This is a genomic window from Microbacterium sp. KR10-403 (assembly GCF_040196215.1).
Taxonomy (GTDB): domain Bacteria; phylum Actinomycetota; class Actinomycetes; order Actinomycetales; family Microbacteriaceae; genus Microbacterium.
In genome coordinates, this window is the sequence record NZ_JBEGDC010000001.1 from 429,028 (window position 1) to 451,920 (window position 22,893).

Sequence of the window (22,893 nt, forward strand, 5' to 3'; positions counted from 1 at the left end):
GGGGACACCGGGTCAGGATGCCGGCAGCACCACGTTCAGCGGAGGCTCACCGGCCAGCATCCTGTCGATCTGCGTGCGGATGAGCTTTGCGATCCGCGGACGCATCGCCGTCGACGCGCCGCCCACGTGCGGCGCGATCAGCACGCCCGGCAGCGTCCACAGCGGGTGATCGGACGGCAACGGCTCGGGATCGGTGACGTCCAGTGCCGCGCGGATCCGCCCGCGACGCGCGTGCTCGACGAGTGCGTCGGTGTCGACCAGCGGCCCGCGCCCGACGTTGACCACCAGCGCGCCCTCGGGCAGCAGTGACAGCGCCGCGTCGTCGATGATGTGCCGCGTCGCATCGCCGCCCGGCAGCGTGAGGATCACGATCTCGGCCTCCGGCAGCAGCGCCGGCAGCTCGTCGACGCCGTGCACGACCAGCGCGCCCTCGGTGCGCGCGCGGTGCGCGACCACGGTCAGCGCGACCTCGAACGGCGCCAGACGCTCGGCCACGGCCTTGCCCACGCCGCCGTACCCGAGCAGCAGCACACGGCGGTCGGCGAGGCTCGCGGCGAACACCGGGGCCCACTGCCTGTGCTCCTGCGCACGCACGAAGTCGGGCAGATGGCGCTGCGCCGCCAGGGTCAGGGCGACTGTGAGCTCGGCCGTCGAGGTCTCATGCACGCTCGCGGCATTGGCGAACACGTGCCCGGCCGGCAGCACGTCGGCGATGCCGTCATAGCCGATCGACTGGCTCTGCACGAGCCGGGTGCGCACGCCCTGCAGCCACGGGTAGACCTTGCCGGCGTTCATGTAGGGCGGCACGACGATGTCGATCGCGTCGCGCGGGGCCGCGGCATCCATCCCCCACTCGATCACCTCGACGCCGTCGGGCACCGGCTGAAGATCGGCGGCGAGCTGCGGAGTGGGAACGGAGACGACGAGACCTGCCATACCCTCCACGGTACGGTCAGACCGACTTGACGACCGTCAGCACGAACGCCGAGTCGTCGACGGCCTCGACGGCGTGGCGCCCGTCGGGCACGATGAGCAGGTCGCCGGGCAGCCCCTCCCAGACGACGTCGCCCGAGCGCAGCCGGATGTGCCCGCTGATCACGTGCACCGTCGCCTCGCCGGGGTTGTTGTGCTCTTCGAGGTCGCGCCCTGCCCGCAGGCCGATGACGGTCTGACGCAGGGCCTTCTCATGACCGCCGTACACGGTCTTCGCGCTCCGCCCGCTGGGGGCGTCGGCGGCGAGCTTGAGTTCCTGTCGCGCCTGTGCGACGAGGGAGATCTTCTGCGACACGGTCACCTCCGCTTCCGCGCCCAGTCAACCACTGTTCTGCGCGCGCCGGGCCGTGCCGCGCGCGCCCTTTGCCGTTGAGAGTGCAACTGGTCGACGAGAGATAGGGAAGCAACCGCTCCCTCGTCCACCCGCTGCACTCTCACTGCTGAGAGAGGGTGCGAGGACGGGGATGGGAGAGGGGATGCCGCGGGCTCAGGCCGCGACCGCGGCGACGGCCGCGATCGCCGAGGCGAAGAAGCCGAGGCCGTCGACACCCGAGCGCATCGCGGCGGCGGTGTCGGGTCCGAAGCCCGGCTCGGTCGCGTGCTCGGGGTGCGGCATGAGACCCACCACGTTGCCGCGCTCGTTCGTCACGCCGGCGATGTCGTTCAGCGAGCCGTTCGGGTTGACGCCCAGGTAACGGAACGCGACCTGGCCCTCGCCCTCGATGCGCGCCAGCGTCTCGGTGTCGGCGATGTACCCGCCCTCGCCGTTCTTCAGCGGGATGACGATCTCCTGGCCGGACTCGAAGGCGCTGGTCCAGGCGGTGTCGGCGTTCTCGACGCGCAGCCTCTGGTCGCGGCGGATGAACTGCTGATTGGCGTTGCGGATCAGGCCGCCCGGCAGCAGGTGTGCCTCGACGAGCATCTGGAAGCCGTTGCAGATGCCCAGCACGGGCATGCCGGCGGCCGCGGCGTCCTTCACCTCCGCCATGATCGGCGAGAGCGCGGCGATCGCGCCCGAGCGCAGGTAGTCGCCGTAGCTGAAGCCACCCGGCAGCACGAGCGCGTCGACGCCATCGAGGTCGTGCGAACCGTGCCACAGGGCGACCGGCTCGGCACCCGCGATGCGCACGGCGCGCTGCGCGTCGCCGTCGTCGAGCGAGCCCGGGAAGGTGATGACCCCGATACGGACGGTCATTCCACGACCTCGATGCCCACGACGTCTTCGATCACGGCGTTCGAGAGAACCTCGTCGGCCACGCGCTTGGCCTCGGCGAGCACGGCGTCGGTGACCTCGCCCTCGACGGTGAGCTCGAAGCGCTTGCCGATGCGCACCGCGCTGAACGCGCTGTCGCCGATGCGGTTCAGGGCGCCGGCGACGGCCTTCCCCTGCGGATCGAGCAGTTCGGCCTTGGGCATGACGTCGACGACGATGGTGGGCATTGAGGGCTCCGGATGTCGCGGAAAAGGGTGCCCCACCAGTCTACGGGCCCGCGCCGCGCCGTTTCGCTGGGAGCCGTGGGCCCCTCGTCGCTGCCGGCGCGGCCCGGGTCCGCGGCATCCACCCCCCACCCCACGTCCGCGGCATCCACCCCCACCCCCACCCACCCCCACCCTCCACGTCCGCGAGAGAACAACTGCAGGCCGAGGATGCGGGCAATACCCGTTCTCTCGGCGAGCAGATGTTCTCTCGCGGATCGCGGCGAGGGTGCAGCGGGGTCCGTTATCGAACCGTGATGCAATCTGTGGGAGCGCTCCCTTGACGTGCGTGGGAGCGTTCCCATACTCTGGATCGCACCGTGAGTGGGAGCGCTCCCACAAGGATGCTCGCAGGCCGACGCGCTCCCGCCCACTCCTCCGCATCACCCGAAGAAATCCGCACACCACAAAGGAGTGACATCGTGAAATCACGTGCACTGCGGCGCACCGTCATCGTGACGGCAGCCGTGTCCACCGCCGCCATGGCCCTCGCCGGCTGCGCCAGCAGCAGCGGCAGCTCGGGCTCCGGCGACTCGAACGAGAAGATCACGCTCACCGTGACCACGTTCGGCACCATGGGGCTCGACTCGCTGTACAAGAAGTACGAGGACTCGCACCCGAACATCACCATCAAGGCCACGAACATCGACACCGGTGACAACGCGCTCACCGACTGGCAGACCAAGCAGGCCGCCGGTTCCGGGCTTCCCGACGTGCAGGCGGTCGAAGAGGGTTGGCTCGCCAAGGTGATGCAGGTCAGCGACTCGTTCACCGATCTGCGCGACTACGGCGCCGACAAGATCTCCGACAACTGGGTCGACTGGAAGGTCAAGCAGGCCACGGACGCCAACGGGCGCATCATCGGCTACGGCACCGACATCGGTCCCGAGGGCCTCTGCTACAACAGCAAGCTCTTCGCCGCGGCGGGCCTGCCCACCGACCGCGACGACGTCGCCAAGCTCTTCGGCGGCGACGACGCGACCTGGGAGGACTTCTTCAAGATCGGTGAGGAGTACCACGAGAAGACCGGCAAGGCCTGGTACGACCAGTCGGGCTTCATCTGGAACTCGATGGTCAACCAGCTCCCCGAGGGGTACTACACCTCTGACGGTCAGCTGAACGTCGAGAACAACGCGGAACTCAAGGCCCGCTGGGCGCTGCTCGCGCAGGGTGCGGCCGACGGCCTGTCGAGCAACCAGACCCAGTGGGACTGGGGCGGGGGCAAGGCCTTCGTCGACGGCTCGTTCGCGACCTTCGTGTGCCCGGGCTGGATGCTCGGAAACCTCAAGGGCAGCACCGAGGCCGCGGGCGGCGACGCGAGCTCCGGGTGGGACTTCGCCGACGTGTTCCCCGGCGGCCCCGCGAACTGGGGCGGGTCGTTCCTGACCGTGCCGACCACGTCGAAGCACCCGAAGGAGGCCGCGGAACTCGCCCAGTACCTCACCAGCGAGCAGTCGCAGGTGACCGCGTTCCAGGCGGCCGGTGCCTTCCCGAGCAACATCAAGGCGCAGAGCGACTCCGGTGTGACCGGTGCCAGTGAGCTGACGGCGTTCTTCAACGATGCGCCGATCGGCAAGATCCTCGCCAAGCGCGCCGAGGGCGTCGTCGCCCAGTACAAGGGTCCGGATGACTCGGTCATCCAGTCTCAGGTGTTCGGCCCGAGTGTCCAGCTGCTCGATGCGGGCAAGGCTGACGGCACCAAGGCGTGGAACAACGCGATCAAGCTGCTCAACCAGCTCGTGGTCAACAAGTAGCGGACCGGTTCCGCAAGCCGCCGGCGGCCCCTGCGCCCCCCCACAGGGGCCGCCGGCACCCCCTTCTCGTCAGGTGCATTCGTCATGACTTCCACACTCTCTTCGCCGCCGCGACGGCAGACGCGCCCGAACGCGCCGCAGCCCGCGGCATCCAACTCCCGGCTCACTCTCCGCCAGCGTCTGAACCGCTGGGATGTGCGGTACTCGCCCTACTTCTACGTGGCGCCGTTCTTCATCCTGTTCGGCCTGGTCGGTCTGTTCCCGCTGCTGTACACGTTCGTCGTGTCGCTCAACGACTGGAACCTGCTCACCGGCCCCGGGGACTGGGTGGGCTTCCACAACTTCGCGGCCGAGCTGACCGATCCGCTGTTCTGGAACTCGGTCTTCAACACCTTCAGCATCTTCTTCCTGTCGGCGATCCCCCAGCTGATCGCCGCGACCGTCATCGCCGCCGTGCTCGATCAGAACCTGCGCGCCAAGACGTTCTGGCGCATCTCGGTGATCCTGCCCTACGTGGTCACGCCCGTGGCCGTGACGCTCATCTTCTCGAACATGTTCGGCGAGAAGTACGGCCTGATCAACAACCTCCTCGAGGCCTTCCACCTGCCCGGAGTCATGTGGAAGAGCGACACCCTCCCCGCCCACATCGCCATCGCCACGATGGTGAACTGGCGCTGGACCGGGTACAACGCGCTCATCCTGCTTGCCGCCATGCAGGCGGTTCCGCGTGACCTGCACGAATCCGCCGCGATCGACGGCGCCGGCGCTGCACGCCGGTTCTTCTCGATCACGATCCCGAGCATCAAGCCCACGTTCATCTTCGTCATCATCACCGCGACGATCGGCGGACTGCAGATCTTCACCGAACCGAAGCTCTTCAACGCCGCGAGCGCGATACCCGGCGGCGCGCAACGCCAGTATCAGACGACCGTGCTGTATCTGTGGGACCTCGCGTTCAACCGGCAGCAGTTCGGCAAGGCCGCCGCCGTCGCATGGATCCTGTTCCTGATCATCGTCATCGTCGGGCTCGTGAACTTCCTGCTCACACGCAGCATCTCGGGTGCCGAGACCAAGGCGATCTCACGACGCAAGGCGCGCCGTCTGGCGCGGGTGCGCGAGCGTGAAGCCGCGTCCGTCGCGTCGATGCGCGCAGAAGGGAGCATCGAATGACCGCGCAGACCCTCACCCCACCGGTCTCGACCACCGCCCCGCGGGCCGCGCGCCATCGACGCGGCGGGCACGGCATCGAGCGCCGCCCGGGTTGGTTCAGCTACACGCTCGTCGTCGTGTTCTTCGTCGCCGGTGCCTACCCCCTGTACTGGTCGTTCGTCATGGGCTCGCGCGACAACGCCGCGATGACGCAGACGTGGCCTCCGCTGCTGCCCGGCGGGCAGTTCTGGAAGAACGTCGCCGTCGTGTTCGACACGATCGACTTCTGGAAGGCCCTGGGCAACTCCATCGTCGTGGCCGCCGTCATCACGGCCTCGGTCATCCTGTTCTCGACCCTGGCCGGATACGCCTTCGCGAAGCTGCGCTTCCGGGGCCGCGAGGGGCTGATGGTCTTCGTCATCGCGACACTCGCGGTGCCGACGCAGCTGGGCATCATCCCGATGTTCATGGTCATGAAGCAGTTCGGCTGGACCGGCACGCTCGGCGCGGTGATCATCCCGACGCTGGTCACGGCGTTCGGTGTGTTCTTCATGCGGCAGTACCTCGTCGACGTCATCCCCGATGAACTCATCGAGGCGGCCCGCATCGACGGTGCGAGCATGATCCGCACGTTCTGGCACGTCGGTGTTCCGGCGGCACGTCCGGCCATGGGAATCCTCGGCATGTTCACGTTCATGACCGCCTGGACCGACTACCTGTGGCCGATGCTCGTCGTCCCGCAGAATCCGACGCTGCAGGTGGCGCTGAGCCAGTTGCAGAGCGCGAAGTACGTGGACTACTCGGTCGTCCTCGCCGGCGCGGTGCTGGCGACCATCCCGCTGATCATCGTCCTCGTCGTCGCCGGCAAGCAGCTGGTCAGCGGCATCATGGCCGGTGCTGTGAAAGGCTGACTCTTGACGACACCTCGTTCGACCCTTCTGAGAGAGGACTCCGCCCATATGAGCACGATCGGCCGGCCGTTCCCGCAGGACTTCCTCTTCGGGGCGGCGACCGCTGCCTATCAGATCGAAGGCGCGGCCCATGAAGACGGGCGACGCGACTCGATCTGGGACGTGTTCTGCCGCGAGCCGGGCGCCGTCATCGGCGGCGACAACGGCGACGTGGCGTGCGACCACTACCACCGCTATCGCGACGACGTCGCGCTCATGAAGCGCCTGGGCCTGCAGACCTACCGTTTCTCAGTGTCGTGGTCGCGGGTGCGTCCCGACGGCGGTGCGCTGAACCCCGCCGGACTCGACTTCTACAAGCGCCTGGTCGACGAGCTGCGCGAGGCCGACATCCTGCCCTGGCTGACCCTGTACCACTGGGATCTGCCGCAGGCCCTGCAGGATCGCGGCGGCTGGACGGCGCGTTCCACGGCCGATCTGTTCACCGAGTACGCGCTCGACATGCACGACGCGCTGGGCGACCGGGTGCCCGTGTGGACGACGCTCAACGAGCCGTGGTGCGCCTCGTTCCTCAGCTACACCGGCGGCGAGCACGCCCCGGGCCACCACAGCATCGAGGAGGGCCTGATCGCCTCGCACCACCTGCTGCTCGGCCACGGGCAGACCGTGCGCGAGCTGCGGGCCCGCGATGCGTCTCTCGACCTCGGCATCACGCTGAACCACACGGTCGCCGATCCCGCCGACCCGCAGAACCCGGCCGACGTCGATGCCGCGCGGCGCGTCGACGGCCAGTTCAACCGGTGGTTCCTCGACCCGATCCACCGGGCGTCGTACCCCGCCGACATCGTCGAGGACATCCGGAAGGTGGATGCCGCGGCCGTGGCCTCGTTCGAAGCGGCCGTGCACGACGGCGACCTGGCGGTCATCGCGCAGCCGATCGACACGCAGGGTGTCAACTACTACCACGGCGACCTGCTCTCGGGCACCGCTCCCGAGCACCCGCCCGTGTCGGGCGCACCGGCCACCACGCGCCCCGGACGCAGCCCGTACCCGTCGGATGCCGGTATCCACGCCGTCGAACGAGGCCTGCCGCGCACGAGCCAGAACTGGGAGGTGCAGCCCGAGGGCCTCACCCGCCTGCTGCGCCGCGTGCACGACGAGTACACCGGTGAGAAGGGGGTGCGCCTGTTCGTCACCGAGAACGGCGCGGCGTACGACGACGTCGTGACCGATGGCGCCGTGCACGACGCCGACCGTGTGGAGTACGTGCGCGCCCACCTGGGCGCGGTGCTGGACGCGGTGGATGCCGGAGTCGACGTCCGCGGCTACTTCTACTGGTCGCTGCTCGACAACTTCGAATGGGCGTGGGGCTACGCGAAGCGGTTCGGCATCGTGCGCGTCGACTACGACACGCAGGAGCGCACGCCCAAGGACAGCGCGCTGGAGTACGCCCGGATCATCGCCGAGCGCCGGCTCGATGACGTCTCGACCGCGGGTGCCCGGTAGCATCCCGCATGTGAAGCAAGCGATGAACCATGCGGCCGTGACGATCGAGGAGGTGGCCGCTGCGGCGGGCGTCTCGCGCTCGACCGTGTCGCGCGTGGTCAACGGGTCGACGGCGGTGAGCCCGGCGGCGCTCGACGCCGTGCAGAAGGCCATCGCCGATCTGAAGTACGTGCCCAACCGCGCGGCGCGGTCACTGGCGAGCCGGCAGACGCTGGCGATCGGGCTGGTCGTGCCCGAGGACACGACGCGGTTCTTCGGAGACCCGTTCTTCGCGTCGATCGTGTCGGGCATCAACGAACGCCTCGTGCGGTCGGACTACGTGCTGAACCTCTTCATCGCCAGCGACGACCCCGGCCACAAGATGACCAGCTACATGCGCGGCGGCAACGTCGACGGCGCGATCATCGTGTCGCACCACACGAGCGACACCTTCGTCGATCGCATCGCCGCGACCATGCCGGTCGTGTACGGCGGGCGCCCGGTGCGCCACCGCGAGGGCGACTACTACGTCGACATCGACAACATCGCCGCGAGTCGGGATGCCACGCAGTACCTCATCTCGACGGGCCGCCGCCGCATCGCGACGATCACCGGGCCCCTCACGATGGCGAGTGCCGTCGACCGTCTGCAGGGCTTCCATTCGGCGCTGCGCGACGCCGGTCTGCCCGAGGGGCTGAACGTCGACGGCGAGTACACGTCGGACGGGGGAGCCGAGGCGATGCGGCAGATCCTGGCTGCGGGCGATCCGCCCGACGCCGTCTTCGTGGCCAGCGACCTGATGGCCCGCGGGGCGATCGAGGTGCTGCAGGGCGCCGGCCTGCGCGTGCCCGAGGACGTGGCCGTCGTCGGGGTCGACGACTCGCCGGTGGCGACCTCGGCCGCCCCCGCCCTCACGACGATGCGTCAGCCGTCGTTCGAGCAGGGGCAGACGATGGCCGGGCTGCTGCTGGACATCCTCTCGGGCCAGAACCCGCCGCACGGCACCATCCTGGAGGCCGAGCTCGTGGTGCGCGCCTCGGCGTAGTCGCCCCGCGCCCGCCCGCGAGGTCGCACGGGTTTTCGCGAGGTCGCATGCGTTTTCGTGAGGTCGCACGGGTTTTCGCGATGTCGCACGCGCGCCGTGTTCATCTCGCAGGACGGAAGTGGGATCCCGGGCGTGTCGCGCGGCGTGTCGTGGGGGTTCGGCGAATTCTTCCTGCGAGATGAACACTCGCTGTCCGGTCGGCGGACGGGCGGACCGGCAGACGGCGCGGCCGCGGCTCAGCCGGCCGCGCGGCGCACCAGCTCGGCGATGCGCTCCTTGTCGGCATCGGTCAGCGACAGGATCGCGTACGACGTCGGCCACATCTGCCCGTCGTCGAGCAGCGCACTGGTCTCAAAGCCGAGGGTGGCGTAGCGGTCCTTGAACTTGGCGGCCGGCTTGAAGAACAGCACGACCTTGCCGCCGCGCGTGTAGGCGGGGAAGCCGTACCAGGTCTTCGACGCCAGCTGCGGGGCGACCTCGGTGACGATGTCGTCGATCCCCTCGGCGATCGCCCGGTCGCTGTCGTCCATGCCGGCGATGGCGTCGACGAGGTCCTGCCGGTCGATCGCGGCCTTCTCCTCGGAGGATTTGCCCTTGCGCTGCTGTGCCCGCAGCTCTGCAGCGCGCTGCCGCATCGCCGCGCGCTCTTCCGCGGTGAAGCCGGACTTGGTCGATGACTCGGTGCTCATGTGATTCACGATACGGATGCCGCATCCCGCGCGCTTCTCGAATCCTGCTCGAGCTCGAGCGACAGCTCTAGCGGGCCGAGCTCGTCGGCGATGCCGATGAGCTCGCGCGCCCCGCGCCCCAGCGGGCCGGCGCGATGCACCAGACCCCACCGCAGCATCGGCTGCTCGACGATCGGGATGTAGGCGGCCACGCCGCGGTCGTAGTACTTCAGGGCCTGCCCGCACGCGAAGGCGACGGCCTGGTTGTCGCTCGTGAGGGAGAAGAGCATCTCCTCACGGGAGGGCGTCGGGCGGTCGGGCTCGTCGCCGTGGCGCGCGACGGGGAAGATCGCCGACTCCCAATACTCGGGCACCGGCAGTCCCGACGGGAGCACGTCGTAGGCACCGAGCTCGTCCAACGACACGGAGGCGCGGCCGGCGAGCTCGTGATGAGGCCCCACCATCAGCACGATCGGCTCGGTGAACGTCGTCGGCCCGACGTGGAGGTCGGGTTCGTCGACCGGCAGCCAGAGCAGTGCGACGTCGACGTCGCCGCTGCGGACCGGGGTGAACGGGTCGTCGATGCGGATCTCGCGCAGACGCAGATCCACCTGGGGGAAGCGGCTGCGGAACAGGGCGGTCAGCGGTGCGAGGTCTTGCCACATCGGACCCATCACGCCGAGCGCGACCGCTTCGGGGCCGCCCCGCGCGGAGTTCGTCGCCGCCTCGACGCCCTCGAGGATGCGCCGGTACCCGGCCTCGAGGTCGTCGCGCAGCTGGACGCCGAGCGGAGTCAGCGTCACCCTGCGGCTCGTGCGCTCGAACAGGGGCGCGCCGATCCGCTTCTCCTGCTTGGCGATGGCCTGACTCACGCGCGGCGGTGAGATGTACAGCCTCTCCGCGGTGCGGCCGAAGTGCAGCTCCTCGGCGAGCGTCAGGAAGATCTCGATGTCACGCAGCTCCACCCCCGTCATCCTTCCCGATCGTTAACCCTCGGCGCAACGGGCGTTTCGCGACTGGACATTGTTCGGGATCTTCGCGCCGACGAGGCTTTTCTCATCAGCAAGAACCATTCGGACAAGGAGAGATGACATGACTTCGACGATGACCATGACCCCGCGGATGTCGAACCCGGCCGCCGTCCTCGACGGTGCGTCGAGCGCGATCTTCGCGCTGATGAAGGCCGCGCAGCAGACCGATCTTGCGCACGCGACGCTCGAGCTCGTGCACCTGCGGGTCAGCCAGATCAACGGGTGCAGCGCGTGCGTGGACGCGGGCGTGAAGTCCGCGAAGCAGGCGGGCGAGACCGACGAGCGGCTGCACGCGGTCGTCGCCTGGCGCGAGATGCCGTACTTCACCGACGAGGAGCGCGCGGCGCTCGCCCTGGCCGAGAGCGCGACGCGCCTGGCCGACCGGCCCGACGCCGTCTCGGACGAGGTGTGGGAAGAGGCGGCGAGCTTCTTCGACGAGCGGCAGCTGGCCGCCCTCGTCCTCTACATCGCGACGACGAACCTGTTCAACCGGCTGAACGCGACCACGCGTCAGATCGCCGGCGCCTCCTGGTCGTGAACCGGGCCGGCGACAGCACCACGAACGACGAACGAAAGGCACGATGATGGCAACCGTACGAACCCACAGATACACCGTCGAGACCGGCAACCTCGCCGCGATGCTCGAGAAGCGCACGAACCTGATCCGCGGCATCCGCTCGGCCAACCCGGCCTTCACCGCCGCGACCCTCATCAAGATGGATGACGGCTCGTACCTCGACATCTGGCGCTGGGACTCCGCCGACGACATGCAGCGCGCCGCGCAGGCCGCGGCGGCGTTCCCCCTGGTCGGCGACACGCTGTCGTTGACGGCGGACCACACGATCATCGACGGTGAGATCCTCGACGAACGATAGGCCGCACGGCGGCCGACGACGGAAGGGATGATGTGACCATGAGCACTCACGAGGCGTCTGCAGGAGAAGAGATCGACGCGATCATTACCGCCGTCGGCGGGTGGCGGGCGGAGGTGCTCGCCGCCCTCCGCCGCGTCGTCGTCGGCGCCGATCCCGAGATCGTCGAGGAGATCAAATGGCGCAAGCCCTCCAAGCCCGAGGGCGTCGCCACCTGGACCTGCCGTGGGAACGTCTGCATGGCCGATGTGCTGAAGAAGGCCGTGCGCCTCACCTTCCCGCAGGGCGCACGGCTGGACGATTCTGCCGGCCTCTTCAACGCCCGGCTGGACGGCAGCACGGTCAGGGCGATCGACGTCTTCGAGGGTGCGCAGGTCGACGAAGACGGGTTGCGGGAGCTGGTGCGTCAGGCGGTCGCGCAGAACCGGAAGGGGTGAGGATGCCGCGGCCGCCGTCTGCGAACGGTGCGAGCCGTGGCATCCCGCCATTCACCGCCGCCGCGCGGTGCGACCCAGCGCCCAGGCGCCGGCGGCCAGCACGCACGCCACCGCGATCAGTCCGCCCAAGTGCGCGGCCGTGGTGCCGATCACGCCGGTCACCGGCGAGCCGAGCACACCGCCGAAGAACTGGAACGCTCCGGTCAGGGCGGAGGCCGCACCGCTGGCGACCGCGGTCGCCTGCCCCCAGCTGTGGGCGGCCGGCAGCACGAAGCCGGCGCCCGCCGCGAAGACGGCGGAGAGCATCCACACGGCCCACTGCGGCCCGCCGACTCCGGCGACGACGAGGAGGGCGAGGCCGTTGCATCCACTCACCGCCAACCCGATGCCCAGCGGCACCGACGCGTGCGCATGACGTACGACCACGCGGAACACCAGCGTCGCCCCGAGCATTGCGGCCGCGTTCGTCGCGAACACCGCGCCGAAGACGGCGGGGGAGTGCCCGTACTCGGTCTCGACGATGAACGCCGACGTCGCGATGTAGGCGTAGAACCCGATCGAGAACAGCCCGATCGACACCGCGGCTCCGAGCAGTTCGCGATCGCGCAGCGCCGCCGCCAGCGCGCGCACCGCGCCGGATGACGTCGAGCGGGCGGCCAGCGTCTCGGGCACGAACAGTGCGAACGCCGCCGTCGTGAGCGCGCCCAGCACGGCCAGGGTGGCGAAGTCGCCGCGCCAGGTGAACACGTGCGCGATGGCCGCGCCGATCGTCGGGGCGATCACCGGGGCGATGCCGGTGACCACCGACAGCATGCCGATGCGCGACCCGGTGAGCCGGTCGTCGTCGGAGATGTCGCGCACGATGCTGCGCGCGACGACGATGCCGGCGGCACCGCACAGTCCGACCGCGACACGCACCGCCAGCAGCACCGCCGGTGTCGTCGCGGCGGCGCTGGCCGCCGAGGCGAGGGTCCAGCCGATCGCTCCGATGAGCACGATGGGGCGCCGCCCGTACCGGTCGCTGAGCGGCCCCCAGATCAGCTGCCCGATCGCGATGCCGAGCAGGCACGTCGTGACGCTGCCCTCGGCGAGCCAGGCGCCGCCGCCGAGCTCGTCCTGGATCTGCGGCAGCGACGGCGTATAGATGTCGACCGACAGGGGAGCGGCGGCCGTCAACAGCGCGAGGATCACGAGCGTGCGGATCGTGCGCGCGCGACTGCCGCTCACGGCGGACAGCGCATCGATGGGCACCCGCCGACTCTAGCCGACCTGGGGAGATCGTGTGCAGGATCGTGTGCGATCAAGGTTACGATATCGGCAGGCCGGCGCGATCGGCAGCTCGAGGAGGAGTGGGGTTCCCGTGGAGACTTTGCACCAGGACGTGTTCATCGTGGGTGCCGGACCCACCGGCCTCGCCTGCGCGGCGCTGTTGGCGCGTGACGGGATCGGCGTGACGGCGATCACCCGCTACCCGGGCTTCGCCAATTCGCCCCGCGCGCACATCATCAACCAGCGCACGATGGAGGTCTTCCGTGACCTCGGCATCGAGCAGCGGATCGTGGATGCCGCGATGCCCGCGTCGTTCATGGGCCAGGTCGTGTGGGCGGAGACGCTCGCCGGCCGCGAGATCGCGCGCCGACGCGGCTGGGGTGCGGGCGCCGACCGGCTCTCGGACTATGCGAAGGCCAGCCCGTGCGCGGTCGCGAACATCCCGCAGCACGTGCTCGAGCCGATCGTGAGCGACGCGGCGCAGGAGTTCGGCGCCGACATCCGCTTCAACCTCGAGCTCGTGCGCATGCGGCAGGAGCCCGACCGCGTCATCTCGCTGTGCCGTGACCGGGTCACCGGCGACGAGGTCGAGGTGATCTCGCGGTACGCGGTGGGGGCCGACGGCGACAACAGCGTGGTGTGCCGCGAGATCGGGTTCGACGTGGTCGGCCAGGCGGGCCTCGGACACATGGTCAACTACTGGGTTGAGACCGACCTGGCCGCCTACACCGCCCACCGGCCGGGATCGCTGTACCAGGTGTTCCGCCCGGGCGGTGCGGCGTTCACCGACAACGCGATGTTCGTGAACGTGAAGCCGTGGAACGAATGGGTCGTCGCCGTGCCCTACGACCCGGCCGTCGGCCCCGACCGCAGCGAAGAGGCGGCGAACGCCCTCGTACGCCGCTACGTCGGCGCCGACGTGCGGGTGCGCCTGATCGGCGCGTCGACCTGGACGATCAACGAGGTCCACGCCGAGCTGCTGAACAAGGGGCGCGTGATCATCGCCGGCAATGCGGCGCACCGGCACCCGCCGGCCGGGGGCCTGGGTGCCAACACGTGCGTGCAGGACTCCTTCGCCCTCGCCTACAAGCTCGCGGCCCTCGTGCGCGGCACGGCGGGACCCGGCATCCTCGACGACTACACCCGCGAGCGCGTGCCGGTGGCCCGCCAGATCGTCGCCCGTGCGAACCGCTCGCTCGAGGCGCTGATGGCGATCCCCGCGGCACTGGGCCTCGAGCCCGGGCTCAGCGCCAAGGAGGGCGACGCGCGCATGCACACGCGCTTCACCGACACCGCGGCCGGTGCCGTGCAGCGCGCGAAGCTCGATGACGCGCTGTACCTGCAGGACTACAACTTCAACGCCTCGGGCCTCGAGCTCGGGCATCACTACGTGTCCGACGGCATCACCCCCGACGGGGCGACCCCGCCCGCCGAGCACGACGCCGAACTGTACTACGAGCCCTCGACGACGCCCGGTTCGCCGCTGCCGCACGCGTGGGTCGCGCGCCCCGGCCAGGCTCAGATCTCCACGCTCGACCTGGTGGGACGCGGGCGGTTCACCCTGCTGACCGGCATCGGCGGGGAGGGATGGGCTGATGCCGCAGCCGGCCTCGACGTCGACGTCGTCGTCATCGGCCCCGGATGCGCGGTCGAAGACCCCTACGGAGACTGGGCGTCGCTGCGCGGTACCGACGAGGCCGGGTGCGTGCTCGTGCGTCCGGATCACCACATCGCCTACCGCTCGTCGGGGGCGCCGGGGGCGGATGCGGCATCCACCCTCTCCTCCGCGCTCGACCGCGCCCTCGGGCGCGCCGTCGTGCGCGTGTGAGGCCGCAGCACCTCACGCGCGCGCAGCACCTCACCCGGGTGTGACACCGCCCGCGCGTTCGCGCCACTGCGTGGGCGACTCGCCGTACGCGGCGCGGAACGCGCGCGCAAAATGCGCCTGATCGGCGAACCCGCACGAGGCCGCCAGCTGCCCGACCCCGATGCCCGTCAGCGTGGGGTCGGCCAGCGCCTGGCGGGCGCGCTCGAGCCGCCGCATCCTGATCCACTCCGACACCGACGTGCCGCGCTCGTGAAACAGCGTCTGCACGTATCGCACCGACATGTCGTTGTCTGCCGCGATGCGGCGCAGATCCAGCGGCTCGGGCAGGTGCGCGGCGATGTGCTCGATCACCCGCAGGAACGCCGGCGCGGAGCGATCCTGCGCCGCGGCGAGGTCGAGCGCCCCCGCGAGCATCGTCGTGAACAGCCCCACGACGTTCTGCACGATGCGGGTTCCACTCTGCCCCGCCAACAGTGCCGGATCGGCCAGCACCTCCTCGACGAACGGCACCACGAGCCGGGCGATTCCGCTGTCGGACGGCAGCGCGTGCCCGATGAGCGGCCGCAGCGCGGCGGGCGAGAGGTCGACGGCCGCGAACGGCGCGCGCACCATGAGCAGCTCGAAGGGGCCCGTGAACTCCCAGCGGTAGAGCAGCTCACTGGTCCAGTAGCCGATGTCGCCGGGTTCGAACACGAACGGGTCGGATCCGTCGGACGGATGCAGGATGCTGCGGCCGCCGTGCTGCACGAACATGATGTGCATCGGCGCGGGCATGCGCGCCACGTGCGCCGCGGTGCGCACCACGACGTGCCGTGGCGCGTCGATGCGGATGTGGTCGAGCTGGGTGCGATCGAGCTCGCCGCGCACGAGCCGGCCGCCGGGCGCGCCGGTGTCGAAGCGCCCCCAGGTGTCGAAGCTCTCGTCGAGCCGGTCGTCGTGCTCATGCCGCCGGGCCATGTGCGCCTCCCGTCAAAGAGCCCTGCGCGTGCAGGCAAGCACGCCGCCCGGCGTGCGGCGAAGCTGGAGGGGACCCCGACCCGGCGCGATGATGAGGAGAACACGGATGAACGAGACCCCGATGACCACCGATGTGCTCGTGGTGGGCAGCGGCCCGGCCGGTGCCACGACGGCGCTGCTGCTGGCGCGCCACGGCCTCGACGTCACGATGGTGACGCGTTCCCGCTGGGTCGCCGACTCGCCGCGAGCCCACATCACCAACCAGCGCACCATGGAGGTCATGCGCGCGGCGGGGCTCGGCCCCGCCGTCCGTGCGGCGTCGACGGCCGGCGCGCAGATGGCCAACCACGTGCTCTGCACGGCGCTGAACGGCACCGAGTGCGGGCGCGTCTGGTCGTGGGGCGGCGACCCCGCCCGCCGCGGCGAGTACCTGACCGCGAGCCCCGAGCTGGGCTGCGACATCCCGCAGGAGCGCCTCGAGCCGATCCTCGTCGGCGAGGCCGCGCGCCGCGGCGTGCACGTGCGCTTCGAGACGAAGTTCACCGGGCTGACGCAAGACGACGAGGGTGTCGACGTCACGCTCGAAGACCAGCGCGACGGCCGGGCCTTCACCCTGCGCGCGAAGTATGTCGTGGGCGCCGACGGCGGGCAGAGCCGCGTCGCCGAGGCCATCGGGCTGCCGCTGCGCGGCGAGGCGGGCGTCGGCAACGCCATGAACGTGCGCTTCACCGCCGACCTGTCGCGCTACGTCGCGGATCGTCCCGGTTCGCTGTTCGAGGTCATCCAGCCCGAGCGCGAGGGCGAACTCGGCCATGGCATGCTGCGCATGGTGCAGCCCTGGCACGACTGGGTGGCCGGCTTCGTGCACCTGGGCGAGCGCAACGCGACGCTGACGGACGAGGAGGCGATCGCCGAGGTGCGGGCACTGGTGGGCGATGCCGACCTCGACGTGCAGATCACCGGGCTGTTCCCCTGGCGCATCAACCACGTCGTCGCCGACCACTACCGCGTCGGGCGCGTGCTGTGCGCGGGCGACGCCGTGCACCGGCATCCCCCCATGAACGGACTCGGCGCGAACACCTGCATCCAGGACGGATTCAATCTGGCGTGGAAGCTCGCTTTCGTCCTCAAGGGGCTGGCCGGCGACGGACTGCTCGACACCTACAGTGCCGAACGGCAGCCGGTGGGCGCGCAGATCGTCGATCGTGCCATAGCGAGCTGGCACCAGGGCCGCGAGCTGCTGCAGGCGCTGCACGTGCATCCGGGCATGCCGGCCGACGAACGCCGGGCGCAGTTCGCCGTGCTGTCGGCGCTCACCGACGAGGGTGCCGCGCGCCGTGCCGAGGTCGCCGATGTGCTCGAGCGCAAGGCGTACATCTTCGCCGCGCACGGTGTCGAGATGAACCAGCGCTACGCCTCGAGCGCGGTCATCGCCGACGGCACGGACGACGACTTCGCGCGCGACCCCGAGCTGTACATCCAGCCGTCGGCGCGCCCCGGCGCGCGGGTGCCGCACGCCTGGGTCGAGCGGGGCGGTCGCACGGTGTCGACCCTCGACCTGGTCTCGCCCGAGTCGTTCACGCTGATCGCGGGAGTGCGTGGCGGGGAGTGGGTGGATGCCGCAGCCGCCGTCGCCGCCGAGCTCGGCGTGCCGGTGGTCGCCGTGCGGCTGGGCTTCGGCGGCGACGTCGCCGACCCGTACCGTGAGGCCGTAGCCCGCCTTCAGCTCGGCGAGCAGGGCGCCCTGCTGGTGCGGCCCGACCAGCACATCGCGTGGCGCGGTGAGGGCGACGACACGGACCCGCGGGCGGCCCTGCGCGAGGTGCTCGCGCAGGTGCTCGCCCGCTGAGGCCGGAGGGGTCAGGGCAGCACCGCCACCAGATCGACCTGGATGCGGGTCGCGCCGTCGAAGGTCGCCGCCATCACCTGGCGGGCGGGCCGCGACGCGGCATCCGGGAACATCTCCTGCCAGTGCGCGTTCAGCGCCTCCCGATCGCGGTAGTCCTCGGCGCGCAGCCACACCGTCAGCTTGGCGACGTCGTCGACCGATCCGCCCGCGGCGGCCATCAGCTCGCGCACGTGCGCGAACGCGTTCGCGACCTGCGCATCGAGCGAGGCGGGCATCTCCTTGGTCTGCGGATCGCGCCCGGTGAGCACGCCCGAGAACAGGAACGGACCGATGCGGCTGGCCGCGGGCACCGGGTTCGCATGCGCGAACCCGTCGATGTGGATGCTCTGACGAGAGGCCATGCCTCTTATCCTTCCGCGACCACGCGGTTCTCGATCGCCCCGAGTCCGGAGATCTCGGCGCGCACCACATCGCCCACCTTCAGGAAGCGGCCGGTGGGCGCCCCGATGCCGGCGGGCGTGCCGGTGGCGAGGATGTCACCGGGCATGAGCGTCATCACCTGCGTCAGATACGCGATCTGCTCGTAGATGTCGTAGATCATGTCGTTGGTGTCGAAGTCCTGCCGCACCTGGCCGTTCACCGTCAGCTGCATGTGCAGATCGAGCGGGTCGGCGATCTCATCGTCGGTCGTCAGCCACGGCCCGATCGGCCCGTGCGTGTCGAACGACTTGCCCAGTGTGAACGTGGGCGAGCGCTTCTGCAGCCAGTCGCGCACCGACACGTCGTTCGTCACCAGATACCCGGCGATGACCGAGCGCGCGTCCTCGACGCTCACGTGCCGGCACTTCTCGCCGATCACGACGCCCAGCTCGATCTCGTAGTCGAGCTCGTCCGAGATGGCGGGCTTGACGATGTCGTCGGTCGGGCCCGTGATGCACGAGACCTGCTTGTTGAACCACAGCTGGCTCGTCGGGGTCGGGATGCCGGCGGCCGCCGCCTCGGCGGCGTGCTCCTTGTAGTTCATCCCGATGCCCAGATACTTCTGCGGGTCGTCGATCGGCGCGTGCAGGTGCACGTCGGCCAGGGCGTGACGGGGGCCGGATGCCGCCTCCAGCGCCTCCCGCAGCTCGGGCAGCTGCGGGATCAGCGCGCGCAGCGAGGTGCTGACGCCGGGAACGCCCGACAGCTCGACGATCTCGTCGCCCTCGACGCGTCCGATGCGGACGACACCGCCGGCGGCGGGGCTGAAGCGTGCGAGTTTCATGCGGACTCCTGCTGCGCGGCGTCCCGCGACTCACTGGGCAGCCTGCCCCAGACCTCTTCGCCGTGCGGCGTCATCTGGAAGCTCACGTACCGCCATTGCCCGTCGTCGCCGCGATGCAGCACCTGGGTGACGGGGCCGGCGAGCGTGCGCTCGCCGCCGCCCGGGGCGCGCATGCGGTTGGTCAGCTCGCCGGTGACGATGGCGATGTCGCCCGACACGCGCATGTTCAGTTCGCCGCGCCACATGTCCAGATAGGCGCGACGTGCGGCGACGTGCTCGAGCAGATGTGCCTTGTCGTGCACGAGCCCGGGGGCGTGGATGTGCACGAGGGAGTCCTCGAACAGCTCGTCGAGCGCGTCGAGATCGCCGTCGATGAGCGCTTCGCGTCGCCGGGCCTCGACGGCGAGCAGCGCGGCGCGGGTGGCCTCGTCGGCCGGTGCGAGCCCCGTCATCGGGCGGCCTCGGCACCGGCCTTCGCGCCGGTGAGGGCGTCGTCGGTGCGGAAGCCGGTGGCCTCGTCCTGCGCGAAGCCGATGCGCTTCTGGCCGACCATCGCGTGGTAGCCGCTGAAGATCGCGTTGGCCTCTTCGAGCGGCAGCACCTTCTCGATGTCGTCGAACGGCTGTCCCTCGGTGCGCTCCTCGACCATGCGGCGGATGACCTCGTAGCCCTCGCCGCGGTGCGACATGACGATGGCGTTGACCATCTTCAGGCGCTCGCCCTCGAAGGCCTTGAGAGCCTCGGCCGGGTCGGCGATCTCGGCGAGCTTGGTCGCCAGTGTGTTGCCGTCGACGATCGACTGGCAGGCGCCGTTGCCGCCGCGCGGATACATCGCGTGCGCGGCGTCGCCGATGAGCACGACGCGGCCGTCGGTCCAGCTGTCGAGCGGGTCGTGCCGGATGAGCGGGAAGAGGTAGACCTCGCGGTTGTCGCGCAGCATCTGCTGCACGTCCAGGAAGGGGATCTTGCACTGGTCGTAGTAGTGCATGACCTCGTCGATCGAGCCGAGCTGGTTCCAGTCCTCGATCGACTCGTCGCGGGTGGCCTCGACGACCCAGTTGACCAGGGACTTGCCCGATCCCTCGAAGTCGTCGGCGATCGGGTAGACGATCATGCTCGAGATGTCGGGCGCGCCGATGTGCAGAATGGTGTGTCCGTCGCGGAAGGGCTCCATGAGCGTGGTGCCGCGCCACATCGTGATGCCCGAGTACACCGGCTCGGCGCTCTCGGGGTGCATCTGCCGGCGCACGACCGACTTGATGCCGTCGGCGGCGACGAGCACGTCGGCGGTGACGTCTTCGGTGCGGCCGTCGGCGTGCTGCAGGTGCAGCGTGACCTTGTCGGCGTCCTGGTCATACGAGGTCAGGCGCGCGCCCTGCACCACGGCGTCGTCGCCGAGCCGCTCGATCACGGTGCGGTACAGCAGCATCTGCAGGATGCCGCGGTGCACGAAGCGCTGCTCGTACTCGTAGCCGGCGGCCTTGCCGCACAGCTCGGCGTAGATCTCCTGGCCGTACTTGTTGTAGAAGATCGACTCGCGCGCCTCGACCGAGATCGACCGGAACTCGTCGAGCAGGCCCAGCTGGTCGAACTCCTCGGCCGCGTAGGTCTTGACGTCGAGGCCGACGCCGAGGGGCTTCAGCTCGGGGACGGTCTCGTAGATGCGCGGGCTGAAGCCCTTCTGGTGCAGGCGGAGGGCGGCCGCAAGTCCCGCCGGGCCGGCGCCGATGATGGCGATGTCGAGCATGGTGTTCCTGTTCTGTTCTGGAGAGGGAAGGTCGGTGACGCTCACGCGACGGGAACGCTGACGGGCAGCACCTCGTCGAGGAAGCGGAGAGTGGATGCCCGGGCTCGGGCGGCGCTGCGCGGGTTGTACGCCGCGAACGGGTTGGGAGGATCGGCGTGCGGGCTCGTGAACGCGTGCTTCGTATCGCTGTACAGGTCGACCTGCCAGTCGACCCCGGCCGACGACATCCCGCCCTGCAGGGCCGCGCGTTGCTCGGCGGTGGCCATCGGATCGTCGGCGCCCGTGCAGACCAGTACGTGCAGGTCGTCGGCAGCGGCAGCCCAGTCGAATGCGAGCAGGTCGAGCCCGCCGTGGATGCTGATCGCGGTGGTCGCCGCGCCTCCGGTCCGCAGGTATTCCAGTGCGGTCGAGCCGCCGAAGCAGTATCCGATCAGGCCGGTGCGCGCGGCGTCGACCTCGGGGCGGGCGCGCAGCAGGTCGTGGGCGGCGCCGATGCGCCGCATCCACCGCCCCCTATCGGCGACCGTACCGCCGATGAGCGGGCCGATCTCGTCCTGGCTCTGCGGGGTCGCGCGGTCGCCCCACATGTCGGCGGCGAACACCGCATAGCCGCGGGCGGCCCAGTCCTGCGCCTCGCGGACGACGTCGGCCGTGAGACCGAAAGCATCGTGCACGAGCGTGAGACCGGGTGCGGAGGCGGCGCCGGCGGGTGCGCAGAAGCAGCCCACCATGCGCTCGCCGTCGCAGTGGTACTCGACGTCGATGGTCACCAGGTCGTTCATGTGCTCCCTTGCACGGGTTCTCAGCTGTCGGGCGGGAAGTGTGGTGTGAGCGTATGGCAGATCGCACACGATTTCAAGCGCGATTGATTTCCTGGCAAAACATGCGTAAGAATGGATGGGTCGTGATTGCAGGAATTTTTATACATCTGATCAGGCATTCAAGCTTCAGCTTTGCGAAGGGGCCCCAATCGGGGCTACCTTTGGTCGACAAAGTTGCATAGGATTTCGCACACGATCCTCGATGACCGCGCCGTAGCGGTGCCCGTACCCGACGTTGGGGGAAGAGCTCGATGACCAATACCCGTCTTCCGGAGACCGGAACGACCTCACCAGACCCGTACACCGGTCTCGTCCTGCACGAGCGCAGGACGGTCGGCGAGCGCTTCCGGCATGCCCTCGGCTGGGGCTCGGCGCGCTTCTCGGTGATCGGCGTGTGGATCCTCTTCGTGATCCTCTACGCGATCCTGGTGCCCGACACCTTCCTGACCGCGGGCGCGTTCCGCACGATCTTCGGCAGCCAGCAGTCGCTGGTCTTCCTCACCGCATCGCTGCTGTGCACGATCATCGTCGGCGAGTTCGTCGACATGTCCGTCGCATCGAACTTCGGCCTGGCGGCCACCCTGGTGACGGTGCTCAACGTCAACCACGGCGTCAACGTGTGGGTCGCCGCGGTCATCGCCATCGCCGCCACGACCGTCGTTGGGCTGGTCAACGCCCTGCTCATCGTGAAGGTCGGCGTCAACACGATCGTGGTCACCCTCGGCATGGGCACCTTCCTGCTGGGCATCGGCCTGTGGCTGAGCAACCTCATGCCGGTCAGCGGCCTGCCGTCGGAATTCGCGCAGATCGCGCTGTTCGAGATCCTCGGGCTGCCGCTGAGCTTCTACATCGGGCTCGTGCTCATGCTCGGCTTCGCGTACGTGCTCGCGTTCACCCCGCTCGGCCGCAACATGCGCTTCGTCGGTGAGAACCGCGAGGTCAGCCGCCTTGCCGGTGTGCGTGTCACCCGCGTGCGCATGGGCGCCTTCATCTTCGCGGGCCTCATCGCCGGCATCGGCGGCGTGATCTCGGCAGCCGGCACCGGGGGCTTCGACCCGGCCAGCTCGCAGGCGTACCTGCTGCCGATGTTCGCGGCCACGTTCCTGGGCACCGCGGTGCTCTTCCCCGGCCGCTTCAACCCGATCGGCACGCTCATCGCGATCTACTTCCTGGCCACCGGCGTCCTGGGTCTCCAGCTGCTGGGCGCCACCTCGTGGGTCTCGAGCGTGTTCTACGGCGGCGTGCTGGTGATCGCCGTGACTCTGTCCACCATCCTCAACAAGAAGTCGCGCTGACCCGGGCGCGCACCTGCATCACAGCACCACCCACGAAGGAGTGAA

Annotated in this window: 24 protein-coding genes; 11 read left to right on the forward strand and 13 right to left on the reverse strand. The window is 69.7% G+C overall.

Features of this window, described 5'->3' with window-relative positions:
• Window positions 1–12: 12 nt before the first annotated feature.
• The 4 genes from ABMQ42_RS02205 to purS form a co-directional block, all read right to left on the reverse strand.
• Window positions 13–936, reverse strand: a complete 924-nt coding sequence (locus ABMQ42_RS02205; protein WP_349721081.1) for a 2-hydroxyacid dehydrogenase — start codon at window positions 934–936, stop codon at window positions 13–15.
• 16 nt (window positions 937–952) lie between these two features.
• Window positions 953–1,288: a cupin domain-containing protein gene (locus tag ABMQ42_RS02210; RefSeq protein WP_349721082.1), complete on the reverse strand. Its 336-nt coding sequence runs from the start codon at window positions 1,286–1,288 to the stop codon at window positions 953–955.
• 192 nt (window positions 1,289–1,480) lie between these two features.
• Entirely contained in the window at window positions 1,481–2,188 is a 708-nt protein-coding gene (purQ, locus tag ABMQ42_RS02215; protein WP_349721084.1) for a phosphoribosylformylglycinamidine synthase subunit PurQ, read from the reverse strand.
• Window positions 2,185–2,433, reverse strand: coding sequence for a phosphoribosylformylglycinamidine synthase subunit PurS (gene purS, locus ABMQ42_RS02220; protein WP_349721086.1), 249 nt, complete (start codon window positions 2,431–2,433; stop codon window positions 2,185–2,187). Before purS ends, purQ begins: the two co-directional genes overlap by 4 nt.
• 518 nt (window positions 2,434–2,951) lie before the next feature.
• Here purS and ABMQ42_RS02225 point away from each other — a divergent pair.
• The 5 genes from ABMQ42_RS02225 (at window position 2,952) to ABMQ42_RS02245 (ending at window position 8,810) form a co-directional block, all read left to right on the forward strand.
• A complete protein-coding gene (locus tag ABMQ42_RS02225) occupies window positions 2,952–4,223 on the forward strand; it encodes an ABC transporter substrate-binding protein (protein ID WP_502884596.1) in 1,272 nt (423 codons plus the stop codon).
• An 84-nt stretch (window positions 4,224–4,307) separates the two neighbouring features.
• Window positions 4,308–5,393: a carbohydrate ABC transporter permease gene (locus ABMQ42_RS02230; RefSeq protein WP_349721088.1), complete on the forward strand. Its 1,086-nt coding sequence runs from the start codon at window positions 4,308–4,310 to the stop codon at window positions 5,391–5,393.
• Complete coding sequence (locus tag ABMQ42_RS02235; RefSeq protein ID WP_349721089.1) at window positions 5,390–6,283, forward strand: carbohydrate ABC transporter permease; 894 nt, start codon at window positions 5,390–5,392, stop codon at window positions 6,281–6,283. Before ABMQ42_RS02230 ends, ABMQ42_RS02235 begins: the two co-directional genes overlap by 4 nt.
• Window positions 6,284–6,331: 48 nt before the next feature.
• On the forward strand, window positions 6,332–7,786 hold the full coding sequence (locus ABMQ42_RS02240) for a GH1 family beta-glucosidase (RefSeq protein ID WP_349721090.1): 1,455 nt from the start codon (window positions 6,332–6,334) through the stop codon (window positions 7,784–7,786).
• Window positions 7,787–7,808: 22 nt separating this feature from the next.
• Window positions 7,809–8,810 (forward strand): LacI family DNA-binding transcriptional regulator, encoded by a 1,002-nt coding sequence (locus ABMQ42_RS02245; protein ID WP_349721505.1) that lies wholly within the window; start codon window positions 7,809–7,811, stop codon window positions 8,808–8,810.
• Between the two features lie 236 nt (window positions 8,811–9,046).
• On the opposite strand, the gene ABMQ42_RS02250 is transcribed toward ABMQ42_RS02245, so the two are convergent.
• Window positions 9,047–9,499 (reverse strand): DUF1801 domain-containing protein, encoded by a 453-nt coding sequence (locus ABMQ42_RS02250; protein WP_349721091.1) that lies wholly within the window; start codon window positions 9,497–9,499, stop codon window positions 9,047–9,049.
• Window positions 9,500–9,504: 5 nt separating this feature from the next.
• On the reverse strand, window positions 9,505–10,443 hold the full coding sequence (locus ABMQ42_RS02255; protein ID WP_349721092.1) for a LysR family transcriptional regulator: 939 nt from the start codon (window positions 10,441–10,443) through the stop codon (window positions 9,505–9,507).
• Between the two features lie 127 nt (window positions 10,444–10,570).
• On the opposite strand from ABMQ42_RS02255, the gene ABMQ42_RS02260 reads away from it, so the two are divergent.
• The 3 genes from ABMQ42_RS02260 to ABMQ42_RS02270 are packed head-to-tail and all read left to right on the forward strand — an operon-like array spanning window position 10,571 to window position 11,818.
• Window positions 10,571–11,047, forward strand: a complete 477-nt coding sequence (locus ABMQ42_RS02260) for a carboxymuconolactone decarboxylase family protein (RefSeq protein ID WP_349721093.1) — start codon at window positions 10,571–10,573, stop codon at window positions 11,045–11,047.
• 46 nt (window positions 11,048–11,093) lie between these two features.
• Complete coding sequence (locus tag ABMQ42_RS02265) at window positions 11,094–11,384, forward strand: hypothetical protein (RefSeq protein WP_349721095.1); 291 nt, start codon at window positions 11,094–11,096, stop codon at window positions 11,382–11,384.
• 38 nt (window positions 11,385–11,422) lie between these two features.
• Complete coding sequence (locus ABMQ42_RS02270; protein ID WP_349721096.1) at window positions 11,423–11,818, forward strand: DUF1801 domain-containing protein; 396 nt, start codon at window positions 11,423–11,425, stop codon at window positions 11,816–11,818.
• A 51-nt stretch (window positions 11,819–11,869) separates the two neighbouring features.
• Here ABMQ42_RS02270 and ABMQ42_RS02275 read toward each other — a convergent pair whose 3' ends face one another.
• Entirely contained in the window at window positions 11,870–13,069 is a 1,200-nt protein-coding gene (locus ABMQ42_RS02275) for a Bcr/CflA family efflux MFS transporter (protein WP_349721097.1), read from the reverse strand.
• A gap of 109 nt (window positions 13,070–13,178) precedes the next feature.
• On the opposite strand from ABMQ42_RS02275, the gene ABMQ42_RS02280 reads away from it, so the two are divergent.
• Entirely contained in the window at window positions 13,179–14,915 is a 1,737-nt protein-coding gene (locus ABMQ42_RS02280) for an FAD-dependent monooxygenase (protein WP_349721098.1), read from the forward strand.
• A gap of 30 nt (window positions 14,916–14,945) precedes the next feature.
• Here the strand turns inward: ABMQ42_RS02280 and ABMQ42_RS02285 are convergent, their stop codons facing one another.
• The gene (locus ABMQ42_RS02285) at window positions 14,946–15,872 is read right to left on the reverse strand and encodes an AraC family transcriptional regulator (RefSeq protein ID WP_349721099.1); all 927 of its coding nucleotides are present in this window, start codon (window positions 15,870–15,872) and stop codon (window positions 14,946–14,948) included.
• Window positions 15,873–15,978: 106 nt separating this feature from the next.
• Here ABMQ42_RS02285 and ABMQ42_RS02290 point away from each other — a divergent pair, with 106 nt between their 5' ends.
• Complete coding sequence (locus ABMQ42_RS02290; protein WP_349721101.1) at window positions 15,979–17,721, forward strand: FAD-dependent monooxygenase; 1,743 nt, start codon at window positions 15,979–15,981, stop codon at window positions 17,719–17,721.
• An 11-nt stretch (window positions 17,722–17,732) separates the two neighbouring features.
• On the opposite strand, the gene ABMQ42_RS02295 is transcribed toward ABMQ42_RS02290, so the two are convergent.
• From ABMQ42_RS02295 to ABMQ42_RS02315, 5 genes are read right to left on the reverse strand one after another with little or no spacing between them, the layout of a single operon-like run.
• Window positions 17,733–18,122 carry a RidA family protein gene (locus tag ABMQ42_RS02295; protein ID WP_349721102.1) on the reverse strand — a complete coding sequence of 130 codons (390 nt, stop codon included), beginning with the start codon at window positions 18,120–18,122 and terminating at the stop codon, window positions 17,733–17,735.
• A gap of 5 nt (window positions 18,123–18,127) precedes the next feature.
• A complete protein-coding gene (locus ABMQ42_RS02300) occupies window positions 18,128–18,985 on the reverse strand; it encodes a fumarylacetoacetate hydrolase family protein (RefSeq protein ID WP_349721103.1) in 858 nt (285 codons plus the stop codon).
• A complete protein-coding gene (locus ABMQ42_RS02305; RefSeq protein WP_349721104.1) occupies window positions 18,982–19,437 on the reverse strand; it encodes a YybH family protein in 456 nt (151 codons plus the stop codon). The genes ABMQ42_RS02300 and ABMQ42_RS02305 overlap by 4 nt, the downstream gene beginning before the upstream one ends.
• Window positions 19,434–20,732, reverse strand: coding sequence for an FAD-dependent monooxygenase (locus ABMQ42_RS02310; RefSeq protein ID WP_349721105.1), 1,299 nt, complete (start codon window positions 20,730–20,732; stop codon window positions 19,434–19,436). The genes ABMQ42_RS02305 and ABMQ42_RS02310 overlap by 4 nt, the downstream gene beginning before the upstream one ends.
• 41 nt (window positions 20,733–20,773) lie before the next feature.
• Complete coding sequence (locus tag ABMQ42_RS02315) at window positions 20,774–21,514, reverse strand: dienelactone hydrolase family protein (RefSeq protein WP_349721106.1); 741 nt, start codon at window positions 21,512–21,514, stop codon at window positions 20,774–20,776.
• Window positions 21,515–21,804: 290 nt separating this feature from the next.
• Between ABMQ42_RS02315 and ABMQ42_RS02320 the strand changes: the two genes are divergently transcribed.
• On the forward strand, window positions 21,805–22,848 hold the full coding sequence (locus ABMQ42_RS02320) for an ABC transporter permease (protein WP_349721108.1): 1,044 nt from the start codon (window positions 21,805–21,807) through the stop codon (window positions 22,846–22,848).
• The last annotated feature ends 45 nt before the right edge of the window (window positions 22,849–22,893 follow it).